Annotated in this window: 13 protein-coding genes; 7 read left to right on the top strand and 6 right to left on the bottom strand. The window is 53.0% G+C overall.

Features of this window, described 5'->3' with window-relative positions:
- Positions 1–122 precede the first annotated feature (122 nt).
- The 5 genes from ACXYMU_RS01160 to ACXYMU_RS01180 are packed head-to-tail and all read right to left on the bottom strand — an operon-like array spanning position 123 to position 6368.
- The gene (locus ACXYMU_RS01160) at positions 123–1562 is read right to left on the bottom strand and encodes a TolC family protein (protein WP_458984507.1); all 1440 of its coding nucleotides are present in this window, start codon (positions 1560–1562) and stop codon (positions 123–125) included.
- An 8-nt stretch (positions 1563–1570) separates the two neighbouring features.
- Positions 1571–2947: an HlyD family secretion protein gene (locus ACXYMU_RS01165; RefSeq protein ID WP_458984508.1), complete on the bottom strand. Its 1377-nt coding sequence runs from the start codon at positions 2945–2947 to the stop codon at positions 1571–1573.
- A gap of 2 nt (positions 2948–2949) precedes the next feature.
- Positions 2950–4689, bottom strand: a complete 1740-nt coding sequence (locus ACXYMU_RS01170; protein ID WP_458984509.1) for a peptidase domain-containing ABC transporter — start codon at positions 4687–4689, stop codon at positions 2950–2952.
- A 30-nt stretch (positions 4690–4719) separates the two neighbouring features.
- Positions 4720–5394, bottom strand: a complete 675-nt coding sequence (locus tag ACXYMU_RS01175) for a TetR/AcrR family transcriptional regulator (RefSeq protein ID WP_458984510.1) — start codon at positions 5392–5394, stop codon at positions 4720–4722.
- 23 nt (positions 5395–5417) lie between these two features.
- Positions 5418–6368: a sodium-dependent bicarbonate transport family permease gene (locus ACXYMU_RS01180; RefSeq protein WP_458984511.1), complete on the bottom strand. Its 951-nt coding sequence runs from the start codon at positions 6366–6368 to the stop codon at positions 5418–5420.
- 314 nt (positions 6369–6682) lie between these two features.
- On the opposite strand from ACXYMU_RS01180, the gene ACXYMU_RS01185 reads away from it, so the two are divergent.
- From ACXYMU_RS01185 to ACXYMU_RS01200, 4 genes are all read left to right on the top strand, one after another.
- Entirely contained in the window at positions 6683–7948 is a 1266-nt protein-coding gene (locus ACXYMU_RS01185; protein WP_458984512.1) for a DEAD/DEAH box helicase, read from the top strand.
- A gap of 335 nt (positions 7949–8283) precedes the next feature.
- Positions 8284–8550: a hypothetical protein gene (locus ACXYMU_RS01190; protein ID WP_458984513.1), complete on the top strand. Its 267-nt coding sequence runs from the start codon at positions 8284–8286 to the stop codon at positions 8548–8550.
- 373 nt (positions 8551–8923) lie between these two features.
- Entirely contained in the window at positions 8924–9250 is a 327-nt protein-coding gene (locus ACXYMU_RS01195; RefSeq protein WP_458984514.1) for a DUF2752 domain-containing protein, read from the top strand.
- 36 nt (positions 9251–9286) lie between these two features.
- On the top strand, positions 9287–9637 hold the full coding sequence (locus ACXYMU_RS01200; RefSeq protein WP_458984515.1) for a TM2 domain-containing protein: 351 nt from the start codon (positions 9287–9289) through the stop codon (positions 9635–9637).
- Positions 9638–9651: 14 nt separating this feature from the next.
- Here ACXYMU_RS01200 and ACXYMU_RS01205 read toward each other — a convergent pair whose 3' ends face one another.
- Positions 9652–11607, bottom strand: coding sequence for a M1 family aminopeptidase (locus tag ACXYMU_RS01205; protein WP_458984516.1), 1956 nt, complete (start codon positions 11605–11607; stop codon positions 9652–9654).
- Positions 11608–11811: 204 nt separating this feature from the next.
- On the opposite strand from ACXYMU_RS01205, the gene ACXYMU_RS01210 reads away from it, so the two are divergent.
- From ACXYMU_RS01210 to ACXYMU_RS01220, 3 genes are all read left to right on the top strand, one after another.
- On the top strand, positions 11812–12627 hold the full coding sequence (locus ACXYMU_RS01210; RefSeq protein WP_458984517.1) for an MOSC domain-containing protein: 816 nt from the start codon (positions 11812–11814) through the stop codon (positions 12625–12627).
- Positions 12628–13163: 536 nt separating this feature from the next.
- Positions 13164–16352, top strand: a complete 3189-nt coding sequence (locus ACXYMU_RS01215; protein WP_458984518.1) for a SusC/RagA family TonB-linked outer membrane protein — start codon at positions 13164–13166, stop codon at positions 16350–16352.
- A 19-nt stretch (positions 16353–16371) separates the two neighbouring features.
- Positions 16372–17715: a RagB/SusD family nutrient uptake outer membrane protein gene (locus tag ACXYMU_RS01220; protein ID WP_458984519.1), complete on the top strand. Its 1344-nt coding sequence runs from the start codon at positions 16372–16374 to the stop codon at positions 17713–17715.
- Positions 17716–17845 lie beyond the last annotated feature (130 nt).

Below are 17845 nucleotides of genomic sequence, written 5' to 3' on the forward strand. Positions count from 1 at the left end.
CCCGAACAGTGTAGAAGTGCCCTTTACCTGTTAAAAAGAAGAAGGCACTGTACACTTTCTCCCTAAAGAATTTTATTCAGAGATGATTTTCAAAACTTACTAGTGGCTACATGCAGGGTAGGCTAGTTCATCTGCCCCGCAGCCCAGTAGAGGTAGGTTTTGGCCTTCGCGTACTTCGACTGGAGGGTATAGAGTTTCACCTGGGCCTCGATCAGCTTCATCTCGCGGGAGTTTACCAGGAACAGGGAGCTTTCGCCGTTGCGGAACCGGATTACCTCGCCGTTGCGCAGGGTAGTGGCATTGGCTACCATCTGCTGTTGCAGCCTGATCTGCTCTTCCAGGGTTTGCCACTCGTTGTAAGCGGACAGCAAATTGTTCTCTATCTCGCGGGAGGTTTGGGTAAACTCCAGCGCATTAGACTGCTGCTTGAGTTTGGTGAGCTGCAGTTTGCCGCGTTCCTGCCGCAGAAACAGCGGAAGGCTAAAGCTGAGGCCCAGCTTGTAGTTCTCGCCCATAAACCGGCGGTCCAGGGCCTCTGGCTCCAGGTAAAAATCTTTCTGCAACAGGTTATACTCCGCGTTTAGCTTCGGCTTCAGCTTATCTGCAGCAAAACGGCGTTCTATCTGCAGTTGCTCCCCCTTCAGGGCAAGCTTGCGCAGTTCGGGGTGGTTGGCCCTGGCCCGGTCCAGCAACTGGCTCAAAGAGTCAGTTGCCAGAGGAGTAAGTTCAGTGCCGATTAGAGCCGGGATGGTGCTGTCCTGTAACTCTAAAGGTACTTCATCCATGCCCCACAGGTGCGTAGCCACCGTTAGGCGGGCATTGTTATACCCCAGGCTGGCATCCTGTAGCAGTACCTGCCTCGATTGCAGTTCCGTCAGCGCCTCTACGGTGTCAATGGCGGGCAGGTCGCCTTCCCGTACCCGAATGCGGACGGCAGAAAGCCGGAAATTAGCCAGTTCCACAGACTCCTGGTATAGCTGCACCTGCTGGTAATTCAGGAGCCAGTCCCAATAGTCTTTAGTGGCTTGTAGCAGCAGTTTGTTGATCATTTTCACCCGGTCTGCCTCGGCAATATCCTGCAGCAAGCGGGCTTGGCGAATAACTGAACGGCGCTCATCAATAAACAAGCCCTGCCCCAGCGGCACCGAAATGCCCACAGAACTCAAGCCATCGGAAGGCGTGCTGTTCTCGGGGTTCAGCAGGGCACCGCTGTTTTTCTCGAAGCCCGCCTTGATGTCGGGGCCAAACCAGAGCGGTACCCGGAGCGTGTTGTTCCAGAGGTTATAGTATTCCTTTCCGCCGAACTCTTTGCGGTATACCTTGCTTGCAATAACGGGGTCCATGGCACCGCGGGCAATGCGCAGTTCCTGCCTTGCCTGCTCGGTAAGCAGGGCTGCCTGCGAGGCCATGGGGTGATACTGCAAGATCAGGCTATGGAACTCAGATAAAGGAAGCACCTGCACCTGCGCCGAGTCGCTCTCTTGGGCGAGGGCACCAGGTGCGCTCAGGACTAGCATCAGCGCAAGCAAAACCTGCAACCTTATGTAATTTAAAATGTGCATAGAGCAGCTTATTCCTTTTCAGATTCTGTGTAAGCGGCTTTCGCCACTTTAGTGTCGCCAGGTTGATTTTGGGATTTCCCTGTAGAATAATCCGGAGGGAAGCTATTGAGTTGTCGCCAGATCTCATACCAGATCGGTACTGTGTTTAGCATAGCCCAGCCGTATACCCCGGAACCCACGCGCAGGGCCTCTGGCCAAGGCTCGGAGTCAGGGTCGGGCACTACCAGCATGCGGTATTTGCCGTTAGTGCCGGAGTTGTCGATCACCGCCACTCGGCCGCCGAACGTACCGAAGCTAGCACCCGGCCATCCGGAGAAGACTAACGTAGGCCAGCCCTCAAACTGCAGGCGTACGGGGTCACCGCGCTCAATCAAAGGCAAATCCAGGGCATCGATGTACAACTCTGCAGCCAGGTCAGGATTTTCGGGCATGATGGTGGCCAGGGCCTCGCCTTCTTTTATCGTTTCGCCTATACCTGCTTTTAGCGTCTTGACTAAGTAGCCGTCCTGTGGGGCCACGATCTGGTAATACTGGCTCCGGATCTGGGTGCTGCTATACTCGTTCTGCAGCTTGGCCACATCTGCCTGTGTGCCATAAATGTAAGAGCGGGTGGCGCTCAGTTCAGCCTCTGCCTTGGCAATCTTATCGGCATACTCGGCTTGCAGCGAGTTAAGTTCTGTGCGCGCGTTCTGCAGTTCTGCCTGTGTTGCCTCATACTTATTGACCAGAGACACGAGTTTTGCCTGGGCCTCCTGCAACTTAAGGCGGCGTTGCTCCAGTTCCGTCAGCGATTTTAGCCCCTGCTCATAAAGGTTTTCTTGGCGCGCAAACTGCGACTCGGCAATGGAGAGCTCCATGCGCTGGGCCACCACATCCATGCTGTCGCTTTGCAGCTTCAGGCGGGTTTGCTCCACTTTGTTGCGGGCCTTCTGCAAGCTAAACACAAGCCCCTCGCGAAGCGCCTTTATTTGCTGCTGCATGGCCAGTGCTTTATCCTCCGTTGCTGAAACGGCTCCCTGCTTGGCCTCTACCTGCTCGCCAAGCCGCGACAGCAGGTTCGGGTCCATGTACTTTTCCTTCACTTCCGTGATGCTCGCGATGGTATCGCCCTTGCGCACAAAGGCCCCCTCCATCACGTGCCACTTCTCGATTCGCCCGGCAATGGTTGCCTCCAGCGTTTGCGGTCTGTCTTGTGGGGTGAGTGCCGTTAGGTCTCCTGTAGAGCGGATGTTCTGTGTCCAGGGGAGGAAAAGGCTCAGGAAGATTGTGAGAAAGATTCCCCCGATCCAATAGGTCAGTGTACGCCCCAACCGGGGTGTTTCCACCTGGGCCAGTATGTCCGCTACGGTGTTGCCTCGCGTGCTTACTTCGTTCTCTATCGCCATAACTAGGAGGTAACGTCTGTCAGTTCGTGTAAAATATCCAGCTTCTTGATTTGCTCATAGGTATCATATACCACCATGCGGCCGTCCTGTAGCAACAGGGTTTTGTCGCACATCTGCATCACGTCGCGGTCGTTCGACACGATCAGCATGGTCCAGTCGAACTGCGTGCTCATGAGCAGGTGCAGGAATTCCATTTTGTCTTTCTGGGCCATTCCCGCCCAATAGTTGTCGATGATCAGGAGCTTAGGGCGCTGCACCAGGCTGCGGGCCATTACAATCTTGCGGGCCACGCTGCCAGGCAGGCGCATGCTGCCCCCCGTCAGGTAAGAGTGCAGGCCGTCAGGTAGCGTGTTGATGAAGGGGGAGAGCCCCGTCAGGTTGATGGCCCACAGGATGTCCTTCATCGGCAGGTCGCGGCCCAGCGTGATGTTCTCGATCAGGGTGCCGTCAAATACCTGCTCTTTAGAGATGTTGTCGCCGATCAGGCTGCGCAGGTTCCCTTTGTGCAGGTCGTGCAGCGAGATGCCGTTAAAAGACAAGCTGCCTTGGTACGATGGGAACAAGCCAAGGATAATATTGATCAGAGTGCTTTTGCCGGAGCTGTTAAAGCCTGCCAGGCATATGCGCTCAGAGGGCTGCACGGTAAAAGTTATACCCTCTAGGGCCACTTTCCGGGTGTCCTGGAAGTTATAGGTCAGGTTTTTGGCCTGGATACTCATCCCGCCGGTCATGGGCAGGTCGTCTAGCTTGATTCCTGTCACTTCTTCCAGCGGCAGGTCTGTCACCTGTCCAATCTTATCCAGGCTGGCCATCACATCATACACCGTGTCCAATTTGATGATGATCTTTTCCACCGCCGTCATGATGAGGATGATCACGATCTCAGAGGCCACAAACTGCCCGATGTTGATCTCCTGCTGCACCACCAGGATACAGCCCAGCACCAGCAAACCCCCGGTGATAAAAGTCTTAAAGCCCACGAAACTGAAGTACTGCGTCATAAGCACCTTAAAATGCTGCCGGCGCACGTCCAGGTAATTGGAAACGTAGCGGTTCGTGCGCTCCATGGGCAAGTCGGTATGGCCAACCAGCTTAAAGGTGCTCAGGGAACGCGCCATCTCCTCGAGCCACGCGACCAGCTTGTACTTGTACTTCGACTCCTGTATGCTGGTGTCGATGCCTTTTTTGCCCGTAGCCCAGATAATAAGGACCAGCACCAGAATCAGGAACAGGCCGAAGAAGATGAAATAGGGATGGTAAAACGACAGCAGCAGCAGCCCGAAGATAATCTGGATAACAGCTGTGGAAAAGTCGATCAGGATTTTGGCCAGGCCTTTCTGCAGCACCGGCACATCAAAAAAGCGGTTCATTAGCTCTGGCGGGTAATACTTCAGCAGTTCCTCCGACTGCAGGCGGGGCACACGGTAAGCGAACTCCGCGGCAGTGCGGGCAAACAGGCGCTGCTGGATAAACTCCACCAGCCACAGCTGCATCACCTGCAGGCCACCCACAATCAGCAGAGCCAGCACGATCAAACTGATCAACACGACCACCGACACCGTTACCTGCCCGCTCGACACAAAGCCAATGATGCTCTGTATGCCCAGGGGCAGCATCAGGCTGATGAGTCCGGCAGCGATGGCGTAGACATACATATACAGGATCTCGCGCCGCTCGACAGAGAGCAGCTGCAGGAACCGCTGCATGGGGGTGTACTTGGGTGCTGTGCTTGATTTATCCATGAGGACTAATTTTTTAATTTTACCGGTCGCTTATTTGATGGCTGCAAAAACCATCTGCTTCAGGAAGTTTACTGTATCTGTGTACCGTTCTGCCGCCACATCGGTTAGCGAGGGCAGGTGCTGGGCAAAAAACAACTGCTGGTGCGCCGCATCCAGCATGGTGCTTATAAGCGCATGCGGGTATGGATAGTCGGGGTTGATCTCCAGCACAATCAGGGCCAGAAAATGGCAGAAGCGCTTCAGCTCCAGAAAATAACCCTCCTTATTTTCCGCGTCTACTTCCTTGGTATGGTATACCTTCGACGACTCCGCCACGATCACACGGTGCAAAATGCGCTCATCAATGTAAGCCACCAAAGGATCATCGGCCTGCCCGGCCCGGGCAACCACCTCAATGGCACGGCTCAGACGCTCCGTAGGGTTGGGCATATTTTGCGTTTGGAACGTGACGGTGTACTGCAGCCAGGCCCAGTACCACGACACCAGGTATACCAGCAGCTTGTGCTTGTTCTCGAAGTAGCGGTAAATGGAGGCTTCCGTAGAACCGATCTCGGTGGCGAGCTTCTTGAACGTGAACTGCTCAAAGCCCAACTCGTCAATCAGCCGGATGCTTTCGGTGATTATCTTTTGCCCCAAAACAGTGCCCTCCGGTTCGCGCAGGTACGATTTGTGGTTGAGGCTGATTTTTACGCTTGATGTTATCATAATAAGTTGGTGGCGTGCCCGGATTATAGTTGCTGCATCATAAACTCCGCCATATGATGGTACAACGGGATACCTATCAGGATGTTGAAAGGGAAGGTGATGCCCAGGGAGGAAGTCAGGTAAAAAGTAGCGTTCGCGTCAGGCAGCGCGATCTTCATGGCAGCAGGCGCTGCTATGTACGAAGCACTGGCCGCCATGGTGGCCAATACCACTGTGCCGCCCAGGCTAAGCCCAACCAGCATACCCACCGCTATCCCCAGCATGGCCGAGACGATTGGCATTGCCATACCGAATACCAGCAAAAATAGTCCTACTTTCTTTAAATCCCCAAATCTTTCGGAGGTTACAATGCCCATTTCTAACATAAATATCGCCAGGAAGCCTTTAAACAACCCGAGGAAGAAAAAGTTAATGTCTTCGTTGTGGGTATAGGCCGTAAGCAGGCCAATCAGCAGCCCGCCAATTAGCAGGAGGATGGTTTTACCCAGGAAAACCTCGTGCAGCAGCTTGCCAATTTGCATGCGGCCGCTGCCGGGGTTTAGCTTGGCCAGCAAGATGCCCACCCCAATGGCCGGTATCTCCAGTAGCACCAGCAACACGGTGCTATACTGCTCATAAAATATGCCCTTGCTGCTGAGGTAGCTGAGCACAACAGCAAACGTTACGGCACTCACAGAGCCATAGTGCGTCGCGATGGCGATGGCATCGGTTCTGTTGAAGCGGCCGACGCGCTGCAGGATGAACATGGCCAGCACCGTGATGATCCCTCCAAGCACAATTGTTCCAGCTGCCGGCCCCCAGATGGGCGACTGGGTATGGAACAGTTCGATGCCCCCCTTAATGCCGATAGAGAGCAGTAGGTAGATGCTCAGAGTGTGGTAAAAATCTTTGGGTATGCGCAGGTCGGATTTAATGACTCCGGCAAAGGCGCCCAATACAAAGAAAAGCACGACGGGGTTTAACAATGATAGCATAAAATTGAGTTGGGCGTAAGGGGTTTAGGTTTTTACTATTGTAAATGATAGCAAAACTATCAAAAAGGTTTTTAAAACTATCATACTGGCCCGTAATTATTTTTTATGGACCTAATTTTCTGCGGGTTAAAACCGTTTAGGATAGCAGGGAGGGCTTCTGTAATCTGCCGTTGTGAGTGGATAAATGGCTGACAGGCAAAGCAACGTGCCTGGTAAGTATAGAAAGCCCCCGGTGCAGATGCCAAAAAGATAAGCTACCTTTGCAGTAAGCTTTTGCCGTAATAAAAGGCATTGGCTATCTAAACAGCAGCACCATGAAGTTTGAAGAGTACCGCATATCCGATGAAATAAAGAAGAGCCTTGAAAAGCTCAACTTCACCAAACCCACCGATATTCAATACAAAGCCATCCCGCCCATTATGAAGGGGGAGGATGTGCTGGCCATCGCCCAGACCGGAACAGGCAAAACCGCGGCCTTCGCCATACCCGTACTCGACAGGCTGCAGTACAGCAAAAACCGCAAGCGCGTAGACGGTATCAAGTGCGTGGTGATGGTGCCGACGCGCGAACTCGCAATTCAGATTACAGAGGTGTTTGAGGAGATTGGGCGCTATACCCGCATCAAAACCTTCTGCGTTTTCGGGGGCGTGGAGCAAGGGCCACAGATAGCGAAGCTGGAAAGCGGCATCGACATTCTGGTGGCTACGCCGGGCCGTCTGTTCGACCTTGTAAGCCAGGGCCATATTCAGTTGCACCGCGTGGAAGTGCTGGTGCTGGACGAGGCCGACCACATGCTGGACCTGGGCTTCATCCACGACATCCGCCAACTCATTACCAAGCTGCCGGGCAAGCGTCAGACGCTTTTCTTCTCGGCAACCATCAACGAAACGATCAAAGACTTGGCCTATTCGCTAGTAAACAAGCCGGTGCGTATCCAGATATCGCCGAAAGACCCGGTAGCCAAGAACGTGGACCACTCCGTGATGTATGTGGACATGGACGACAAGCGCTTTTTCTTGGAGCGCGTGGTGAACGAGAACCCGGACAAGAAGATACTGGTGTTTGTGCGTACCAAGGTGCGTGCCGAGCGCGTGCTAAAGGCAATGGAGCGCGTGGAGATTAAAAGCGTGACCATGCATGGCGACAAAGACCAGAAAGACCGCCTGGAGGCAATGAAAGCGTTCCGGTCGGGCGATGTGAAGCTGCTGATCGCCACTGACGTGAGTGCGCGCGGAATTGATATACCGGGTGTAGAGTATGTGGTGAACTACGACTTGCCGGAGCAGCCCGAGAACTATGTGCACCGGGTAGGCCGTACGGGCCGTGGCCGCGAGAAAGGTATCGCCGTGTCGTTCTGCAGCCCGGAAGAAAAACCTATCCTGGACGAGATACAGACCTACCTGACCAAGGACATCAAGGTGCTGGATGTGCAAAAAGATGACTACGAAGCCACCATCGACTTCAGCGCCGAAGCTAAATATGACTGGAAATCACTGATAAAGGAAGCTGAGGAAACGGATGCGAAAATAAAAGCAGCCAAATCGAAAAAGGCCAAAGCCAAAGCGAAGAAGAAGAAATAATTATCGTACCGTATACCGCATATTAAAAGAAGAGGGCCTGGCGTTTGTCAGGCCCTCTTCTTTTCTAGCAGGGTTTTGTGGTATTTGTAAAGAAAAAAAACGCTTGCCACAATCCCTATAGGTATAAATACACAAAAAGATAGATAAATCCGGAGAAACCTTACACGAAATTGTGAATATTGCGTATAATATAGTATAATATCTGAGTAATGATATTTGTTTGAACTTGCGCAGGCATATTGCTTTCGCTTAATTTTAAAAAGAAAAGAAAGGAGTGCATTATGAGACGACATAGGAGAAGAGGCCTTTCAGATTTATTTTACAATACCGGAGATATGGGCGATCGAACAGTTGACGAGGGCTTTGGCTTTTCAAGACAGTTTACCGAGACAGTTTCGGAGGGAATGATGGAGGATGAGCGCATACTGCGCGAAAGGCTGAAGCGAGACCAAGAGAGAGCTGCACGAAGCGCAAACCCGCTCAATCAGCAGCCCCCACAGTTACAGAACCCACCACTGCTTCAGAACCCGTACAATTATAACCCATACAATCAAAATACTTCGAACGAAGGTCCGGTTAATGAAAGACCAGCAGCAGAATAAATAGCTTATAAGGGTTTAGCTATATGCCCGATACATGAAACACATCGACATTTTATACCTTAAACAGGATAACGAAAGAACCCACCACATCAAATTAAAAAGCGCCGTTCAGCAGAAATGTTGAGCGGCGCTTTGTTTGAATAGGTACTTGCCAGGCCGGTTCTAAAACTATGTACAGGTATAAAGTGAGGCAAAGCTTACTGCTCTGCTTGTAAACAATCCTGAATTTTTTTTTCTGCGCTCTTGGCAAAACAAAAGTATGCTATGGCTTTTGCAGGAAGGATTGCTTTGCACAGGCTTATAAAGGCTTGCAGACTTTTAATCTTCAGAGAATTATTTTACCTTATACCATGCTAAACCGAGCGCTTATTGCATGGCTCCCTACCGAAAACAGAAACAGCATTTGATACCGTGCCCGACGCATGCCCCGCTTCTGGCAAACAATATGCCCGAGGTGGCAGCGTGGCTGCTAGGGCTGAGTTCGCTTGCACTGCTGGACCCTGCCGGGGATCACCTCTTTAGCTTTTGCCCTTTCAGCTGGGTATGGCCATCGGGGTGCTGGGGCTGTGGTTTAGGGCATGGGGTTGCCTACCTGTTTCGGGGCGATTGGCAAGCTGCATGGGAAGCGCACCCATTGGCGCTACCCGCCGTGCTGCTGCTGCTGTGGCGCTGCGGCCGCCTTCTGATTGGGCAGCGGTAAGTTCAAACGCAAAACAACCAACCTTACTATAAAACTATGGCGAATATCTTACACCTGATGCCTGAACTAGATCCGGATGAAATGAGCTATGTGCAGTCCCTGGTAAACGACATGTCGGAGCAGCAGGGCCAGCAGTTCGTGAACATCTACCGTGCCCGCCGCCGCGAGCCGCAGTTAATACTCATTACTACCTTGATCGGGTTCATCGGGTTAGCCGGCTTGCAGCGGTTTGTGCTGGGCCAGATCGGGATGGGCCTGTTGTATTTCTTCACCGGGGGGCTGTGCCTGGTGGGCACCATCATCGATATTATTAATTTCCGCCGCCTGGCGTTTGAGTACAATGCGAAGGCGGCTCAGGAGGTGATCGCCATGATGCGGCACTACTAAACTTCCAGCAGCCTTTATCCGCCCGTTACTTTAATAAAACTGGCGCGGTATGATTGCTGGCCATTGCGCAGCACCACCACATAGTAACCAGCCGCCAGATCCATGACAGGGATCCGGGTGTTCAACGATCCGCTAAGGGGTATGAGTTGCACCAATTGGCCCGTGGCATTGTAGAGGGCGGCTGAGGTCGGGGCAAAAGGAAGGTTATCTACCTGCACAAAATCGGTGGCCGGGTTGGGGTATAGCACCACGTCCGGTGTTTGCGGCACTTCCAGGAAAGTGTTTTGCTCTGCTGGCCGGTCGGCATTCAGTACCCAATTCTGTGGGTCTGCCACGATGCTGGTTACGGTGCCTTTTACCTGCAATACATATTGCTCGTTGGGCTTGGTTTGATGCACGCGCACGGTGGAGGTTCCGGTGGTGGTGCGAATGAGGTACTCCATATCTGTTTTAAAGAAGCTCACAGACGGGCTGCTGGTGCGCTGGTTGCTGATGATCAAGAGCCGGTTGTCCTGTTGGTTCCACTCCACTTCAAAAATAGGGTATCCCTCGCCGCTATACCATTGGTCGAAAAAGTAGCCTAATGGCATGCCCGTGGTTTCCTCAAATACGCCTCTCAGATCCTCGGTCGTGGCGGTGCCTCCTCCAAACTGCCGTTGGTATTTGCGCAGCGCCTCATAAAAAAGTTTGTCGTTGTTTACCGTAAACCGCAGCATGTGCAGTACTGCCGCCCCTTTTTTATAGGACAGCCGGGAGCTGAATATACGCCGTACGTTGGTGGTGTCATTCACTTTCACGCTTCCATCCGGGCGTTGCAGCGCCAGCCGGTGGGCATTCTCCATCCAATCGTCAGCCTCGGAAGGCACAAAACGCAGCAACGCAATGTACTCGGCGTAAGAGGCGAAGCCTTCATTCAGCCAGATATCCTGCCAACTGGCGCAGGTAACGTTGTCGCCAAACCACTGGTGCGCCAGTTCATGGGCCGTCAGGGTAAAGAAAAAGCCCACCTGTGTCGTCATGGTCTGGTGCTCCATGCCGCCACCCATAGGCGCCATGCTATGCCCGTACTTTTCCTTGGCAAAGGGGTATAAAGTAAACAGCTCAGAGAAATACTCTAGGAAATCAGCCGTCTGGTCAATGTCTTTTTTGTAGAAATCAAGGGCACCCCCGGGGTATACATAGTTCAGGATAGGTATAGGAGCCGGGGCGCCGGTTGGTTTGGCTGCTATCAGGTACTCCTCGTAATTAGACACCGCCACCGACACCAGGTAATAGGCAATCGGGTAGCGCGACTTCCATTCATACCGCTTTTTGTTGTCGGGCAGGTCCACCACGCGTGTCAAAAGGCCGTTAGAACCAACCTTATTGTCGGCGCTGGTGGTTACAAACACATGCACCGAATCTGCTTTATCTGTCAGCACCTGCTTGGTGGGCCACCACTCGTAGGCTGCATAAGGTTCGCTTAAGCTCCAGGTTACCTGGTTGCCCCAGGCCTGCTCTCTAGCCGTTGTAAAACCGTTACCAATAGCAGCCTGGTTCTCGCTCGGGGCAGTGCCGTGGTACTGGATAACCGTGCTGATGCTTCTGTTCGGGCCGACAGCAGCAGGCAGTTGTGCCGTTACGTCGCTGCCGCTGCGGCTAATGGCGGTCACCTGCTCCCCGTTTACAAAAACGGCATCGATCACAAAATTGGGGTGTAACTCAAAGGCAAAGACTGGCAGTGGGGATTTCCGTACCTGTCCGGCCAACGTCACGCTCCCGGCGATGTAGGTACTGTTGCGCTCAAGCTGCAGGTCCAGCTTATAAAAGGTGAGGTCATAGAGGTTCATCAGGCGCTGGTGCTCCGGCGTTGCCACTGCCATCCGTTTCGCTGCCTGCATGTGGCCCTCCGCGCAGCCAACTTCTGTTTGCGCCCATGCAGTGGAAATAGAGAGGCAACAGAGCAAAAGCAGCAAACTGATATAGCGCATAGGTTTCAGGGTTGTTGAGGTGAAGAATGTAGGTATACTGTACGGAGCCAACCCTGTTACAGCTACAAGCAGGCATCCGGGCCATTTAAAACGAGCTGCTGATTGATTGGCGCTTGACATGAAGGGTACTTCCACTACTTTTGCAAAACCATGCCCATTCGGCAAACATAACAGGCTATCACTTATTATATACTAACGCAACACATGGAGGCACTATTCCTGTCCGATATCTACATTTACCCCATCAAATCGTTGGGCGGCATCCGGCTAGAGACTGCTGATGTGGAGGAAAGAGGGTTGCGGTATGATCGTCGTTGGATGCTGGTAAACGAGCAGGGGAATTTCCTGACGCAGCGGCAACATGCGCAAATGGCCTTGCTGCAGGTAGCCTTGAAAGAGGGAGGCCTGGAGGTGCAGCACAAGCAGGACAAAATAGAGCCGCTCTTTATACCCTTCGGTGCGGCAACAGGCCAGGAAATTCAGGTGACCATCTGGGACGATGTAGTGCTGGCGCAGGAAGTCAGTCAGTCTGCCACCGCATGGTTTACCGCTGCGCTGGGTATGGCAGCTCGGTTAGTGTACATGCCCCCGCAGACCCAACGCCGTGTAGACCCAGGCTATGCCACACACGGTGAAGTAGTAAGCTTTGCGGACGGCTACCCGTTCCTGATTATCGGGCAGGCCTCACTCGACGACCTAAACAACCGGTTGGAGCAGCCCGTCCCTATGGACCAATTCCGCCCGAACTTCGTGTTTCAGGGAGGCGCGCCCTTTGCCGAAGACACCTGGCTGGATTTTAGTATCGGCAGTCAGCGCTTCAGGGCTGTAAAGCCGTGTGCCCGCTGTGTGGTGACCACCATCAACCAGCAGACAGCCCAAAAAAGCCCGGAGCCACTCCGCACTCTGGCAACTTTCCGGCAAGTCCGAAACAAGATTATGTTTGGGCAAAACGTACTACCGGTAGGAACAGGTGCTGTGAAGGTGGGAGATGGGATTGAAGTGATTTCCTTTTTAGCTTAACTCACAGCAAATTGTGCCCTCTCCATTGGGGAGGTCGCTCTCTAGAAATTTGGCTTCAGTTGTATTACCCTCTTTATGCGGTAAACTATCGCTTTTGCCAACAGCAACAGCAATTAATATCTCTACTTGCTCTGCAGCACTCTTCCTACTTTGCAGTTAGAAAGCATATAGCTGTGTTGCTGCTCCTCCCTTAGCAATAGACAACCAATCCTATATACCTCCTTCATCACCCATTTCAGACTATTCTTAGCAAGTGCTGCAAGCATAGTGATCTATTTATATATTCCAATTATAGGTAATGCCTTGTGTGGTACCTTTTGGGGTACAATCCCGCTGTTTGAAGCTTGAGGAAGGTCATGCTATGAATATTTAAGAATCCTATTTAACCGTTTGAAAGGCAGCAAGCTTATATGGTCTTTCGGACAGATATTAATAAGGGTATGCGGAAGATACAATTGCTAAACAAAAATGTGCTTTTATGAGTTAACATGCTGAATGTAATGTCTTAAAAACTTAATAATTTAATCAGTCACTTTATGAAAAAACATTTACTGTTTAGTCTCTTGCTCGTGTTGGCTCTGGTGGGGCAATCGTGGGCACAGCTGAACCGTTCGATTATGGGGCGCGTGACCTCAGCGAACGGCGAAGCCTTACCGGGGGTCAGCGTGATCGTAAAAGGAACCTCTGTGGGTGCAAGCACCGATGTGGAGGGACGGTTTACCATTAACAACATCCCGGCAAATGCCAATACACTCGTTTTCCGTTACATCGGTTTTGCCGAGCAGGAGGTGCCCATTGGCGAGCGTAATATCATTAATGTTACACTTACCCAATCCTCTAGGAGTATTGAGGAAGTAGTGGTAGTAGGGTATGGTACCCAGACGCGTGAAGAACTGACAGGTGCTATCACCTCGGTTACGGCAGAGGCCTTGGAGGATATTCCGGTGGTGTCGGTAGACCAAGCGCTGCAGGGGCGTGCCGCCGGTGTGCAGGTAACGCAGAACTCCGGTACGCCGGGCAGCGGTATCGCGGTGCGGGTACGTGGGGCGGCCTCTATAGGGGCTAGCAGCGAGCCGCTGTATGTGGTGGACGGCGTGCCAATCAACACAGGTAATTACGCCGCCATTGGCACAGGAGGGCAGCAAACTAACGCCCTTTCTGATTTGAACCCTAGCGATATTGCCTCTATGGAAATCCTGAAAGACGCTGCTTCTGCTGCTATCTACGGTTCCAGGGCATCCAATGGCGTGGTACTGATTACGACCAAGCGCGGCGCTAATGCCCGTACTAAAATCAATATGGGCTACTACACCGGCTACCAGGAAACCTGGCGCCGCCTGGACGCCCTGACGGGGCAGCAGCAGGTGGAGCTTTACAACGAGATGATTCTGAACCGCTATGGCAATGCTGCCGGTTTAGGGTTCGCTTCGCAGGCAGACTTGACAGCCTATTTCTTCAACGGCTTCCGGCGTGCCCGCAACGCTGCTGGCCTGTGGGCAGCCGTAGATCGTCCTGATGGCTTACGTGCTGTTTCTACTTTTGCCGATCCCTCCACTGCGCCTAACAACAACTGGCAGGACCAGATTTTCAGAACAGCGCCTATCTCCAACTATGACCTCTCCATATCCGGCGGAAACGAGCGCACGAAATTTCTTGTGTCTGGCACGTATTTCGACCAGGAGGGCATCGTAATTGGTTCCTCATTTGAACGGGCGAACGGCCGACTGAACCTCGACCACAACATCAGCGACAAGATCCGGGTAGGATCCAGCCTTGGGTTGAGCCGATCGAATAGCAGCCGCATCCAGAACGACAACAACATCAATGGCGTGATCAGCACAGCCCTGCTAGTGGCTAGCGACATACCTGTATTCTTGTCAGATGGCACTTATGCCAAAGACCCGGGTGCCTCTACTGAGAACCCGGTGGCTGCCGCCAAAGAGCCTACGCTTTCTGCCATCAGTGCCCGCATGATCGGTAACGTATTTGCAGAGTGGGATATCCTCCCCTCCCTGCGCTTCCGCACTACATTCGGCCTAGACTACCTGACCTTCCGGGAAGAGGACTTCCGGCCTACTACTACCAACACCGGCGCAGGCTCTAACGGCCAGGGGCAAATGTCTTACCGGCAAGACGTGTCGTGGCTGAATGAGAATACCCTGAACTACAGCAAGACCTTCAACGAGATTCACAGCTTCCAGGCCCTGCTCGGTATCTCCTACCAGCAGTCTACTTTCAACTCTATCTTCGCAGCGGCCACGGGCTTTCCGGGCAACGACATCAAGCAGCTGTCAGCGGGCTCAGTTAAAACATCTGCCACCTCTTCGGAGTCTGCCTGGGGTTTGGAGTCGTACTTCTCGCGCTTTAACTACAGCCTGATGAATAAGTACCTCTTTTCTGCTAGCGTGCGTGCCGACGGCTCCTCCCGCTTTGGCGAGAATAACCGGTATGGCGTGTTTCCAGCGGCATCTGTGGGCTGGCGCATCTCGGAGGAGACCTTCCTAGATGGGCTTGACTTTATCAGTGAACTGAAGTTAAGGGCCAGCTACGGAGTGACTGGTAACTCTGAAATCGGCAACTTTGACGCGCTGGCACTGGTAGGCGCAGGGGCTAATTACCTGCAGCAAGCTGGTCTGGCTCCCTCTCAACTCGGCAACCCCGACCTCACCTGGGAAGAGACGAAGCAGTCGAACATAGGATTAGACTTCGGGGTGTTGAACAACCGCATTGTGTTGAACGTGGACGCATACCTGAAGCAGACCGACAACCTGCTGCTGGCACGGCCACTGGTGGGCAGTTCGGGCTTTGTGAGTGTGCAGGAAAATATCGGTTCGATGGAGAACAAAGGCTTGGAGTTTGCCCTGACCTCTTATAACATTGAGTCTAACGACCCCGGTGGGTTCAACTGGAACACCAACTTCAACATCTCCTTCAACCGCAACGAGATCACAAAACTGTATGGCGGCAATCCATACCCGGCAGGCTTTGCCAGCTGGGTAGAGGAGGGCCAACCCATCGGCTCATTCAGAGGGTATGTAGTTGATGGTATTTTCCAGACGCAGGATGAGATTACAACCCTCAACAGCCGTGCCGTAGACCAAACCGGCAACCCCAACGCCGTGTACCAATCAACGGCCACGCGCCCAGGCGACATCCGCTTTAAGGACTTGAACGAAGACGGTGTGATCACCAGCGATGACCAGCAGATTATCGGAAACGCGCAGCCAAGATATACCGGCGGCATAACCAACAACTTGACTTACAAGGGCTTCGATCTGACGTTCTTCTTCCAGTTCACGCAGGGAAACGACATCTACAATAATACCCGCGCTTTTTCGGAGGGTATGAATGGAGTGTTTGGCCAGACTGATGGCGTGCTGAATCGATGGACTCCGGAGAACACAGACACAAACGTGCCCCGGGCGGTATACGGTGACCCAAACAACAACCGCAGAACTTCAGACCGTTGGCTGGAGGATGGCTCCTATATCAGGTTGAAGAACCTTGTGCTTGGCTATACCATACCGACCTCAGTGTTGGAGCGGGTGCACCTGCAGCGCGCGCGCCTCTTCCTGCAAACGCAGAACCTGTTCACCATTACCGACTATACTGGGTTTGACCCGGAGGTGAACACCTTCAGTGGCAACAACGTGGCCCTGGGCACCGACTTCCTGGTGTACCCGCAAGCCAGGTCTGTGACCTTTGGCGTGAACATTGGCCTCTAACTCTTAAAACGTAAACGAAATGCTACATACAAGATATTTTAAGATGATTGCGCTAAGCATGCTGCTGAGCGCAGCAGCGTGCGATCCGCTGGATGTGGAACCGCAAGCCTCCTTGCCTGCTGACGCAGCCTTCAATAACAGAACTGGTGCAGAGGCAGGCCTGATCGGAGCCTACAGCGCCCTGCAAAGTGTTAACTACATGGGCCTGCGTTACTTTACCTTTGCCGACCTGACCGCTGACAATGCCATGCATACCGGTACGTTTCCGTCGTTCGCACAAATTGCGCAGCGGAGCATTCTGCCTGAGAACGTGGAGTTGAGCAATATGTGGAACGCTATCTATACAGGTATCAACCGGGCTAACAACCTGATACAGAACGTGCCGAGTGTGGATGATCCCGCCTTCAACAAAGAGTCGGTGTTGGCGCAGGCGAGGTTTTTACGGGCTTACCATTACTTTAACCTGATCAACTATTTCGGTGGTTCCCCAACAGGGTATGGCGATAACGGTTTGGGCGTTCCCCTGCGAACTACCCCTACCCTCACACCCGGCGATGCCAACCCTACCCCGCGTGCCTCGGAGCAAGAGGTGATCAATCTGGTAATGGAGGACCTTAACTATGCTATTACTAACCTACCGGAGTCGTTTGCAGGGGCTGCGGGTAAAGGGCGTGCCACCAAGTGGGCCGCACTGGCGTTAGCCTCACGGGTGCAACTGTATCAAGACAACTATCAGCAGGCGGCAGAATTTGCGCAACAGGTGATCGCCTCCGGCCGCTACATGCTGGTGCCAAACTACCGCGACATCTACGAGCTGAAGAACACGGCGGAGGCGATATGGGAATTACAATTCGATCCTGTTAATTCTAACTCCATCGCATTCTTCTGGCTGCCTACCAGCTTGGGCGGTCGCAACGAAGTATCCCCAACCACTGGCCTGGCGGCGGCGCACGAGGCGGGTGATGAGCGCCTGGCCACCAACGTGCTAACCTCGACCTATACCGGCAAGTATACGCGCGTCTCGGACGGAACCGACCACGTGTTGCTGATCCGATATGCGGAAGTACTGCTGAACAGGGCCGAGGCACTGGCCAGAATTGGTGGTGCTGAAAACCTGGTGGAAGCTACGAGCCTGCTGAACCAAGTAAGGGCAAGGGCTGAACTTACCCCTGTGGTACCGCTGTCACAGGAAGCGCTGATTGATACAATTTTGGCTGAGCGCAGGGTAGAACTGGCCAACGAAGGCCACAGGTGGTTCGACTTAAGACGTACGGGCAGAGCCTCAGCGGTGCTGGGTGTAACGGACCCGAACAAGTTGCTTTGGCCTATACCGCAGCGTGAAATTCTCAACTCCGAGGACTGAGTAGAACAGAACCCGGGTTACTAAGCACTCTTTCGTGCGCACAAAAAAAGGCAGGCATTTCGTCTGCCTTTTTTTGTGCGCACGAATTTTACTGGATATGGTTATACTGAGGAAAATGTGGCGTAACAGC

The organism is Pontibacter sp. CAU 1760 (assembly GCF_054482735.1).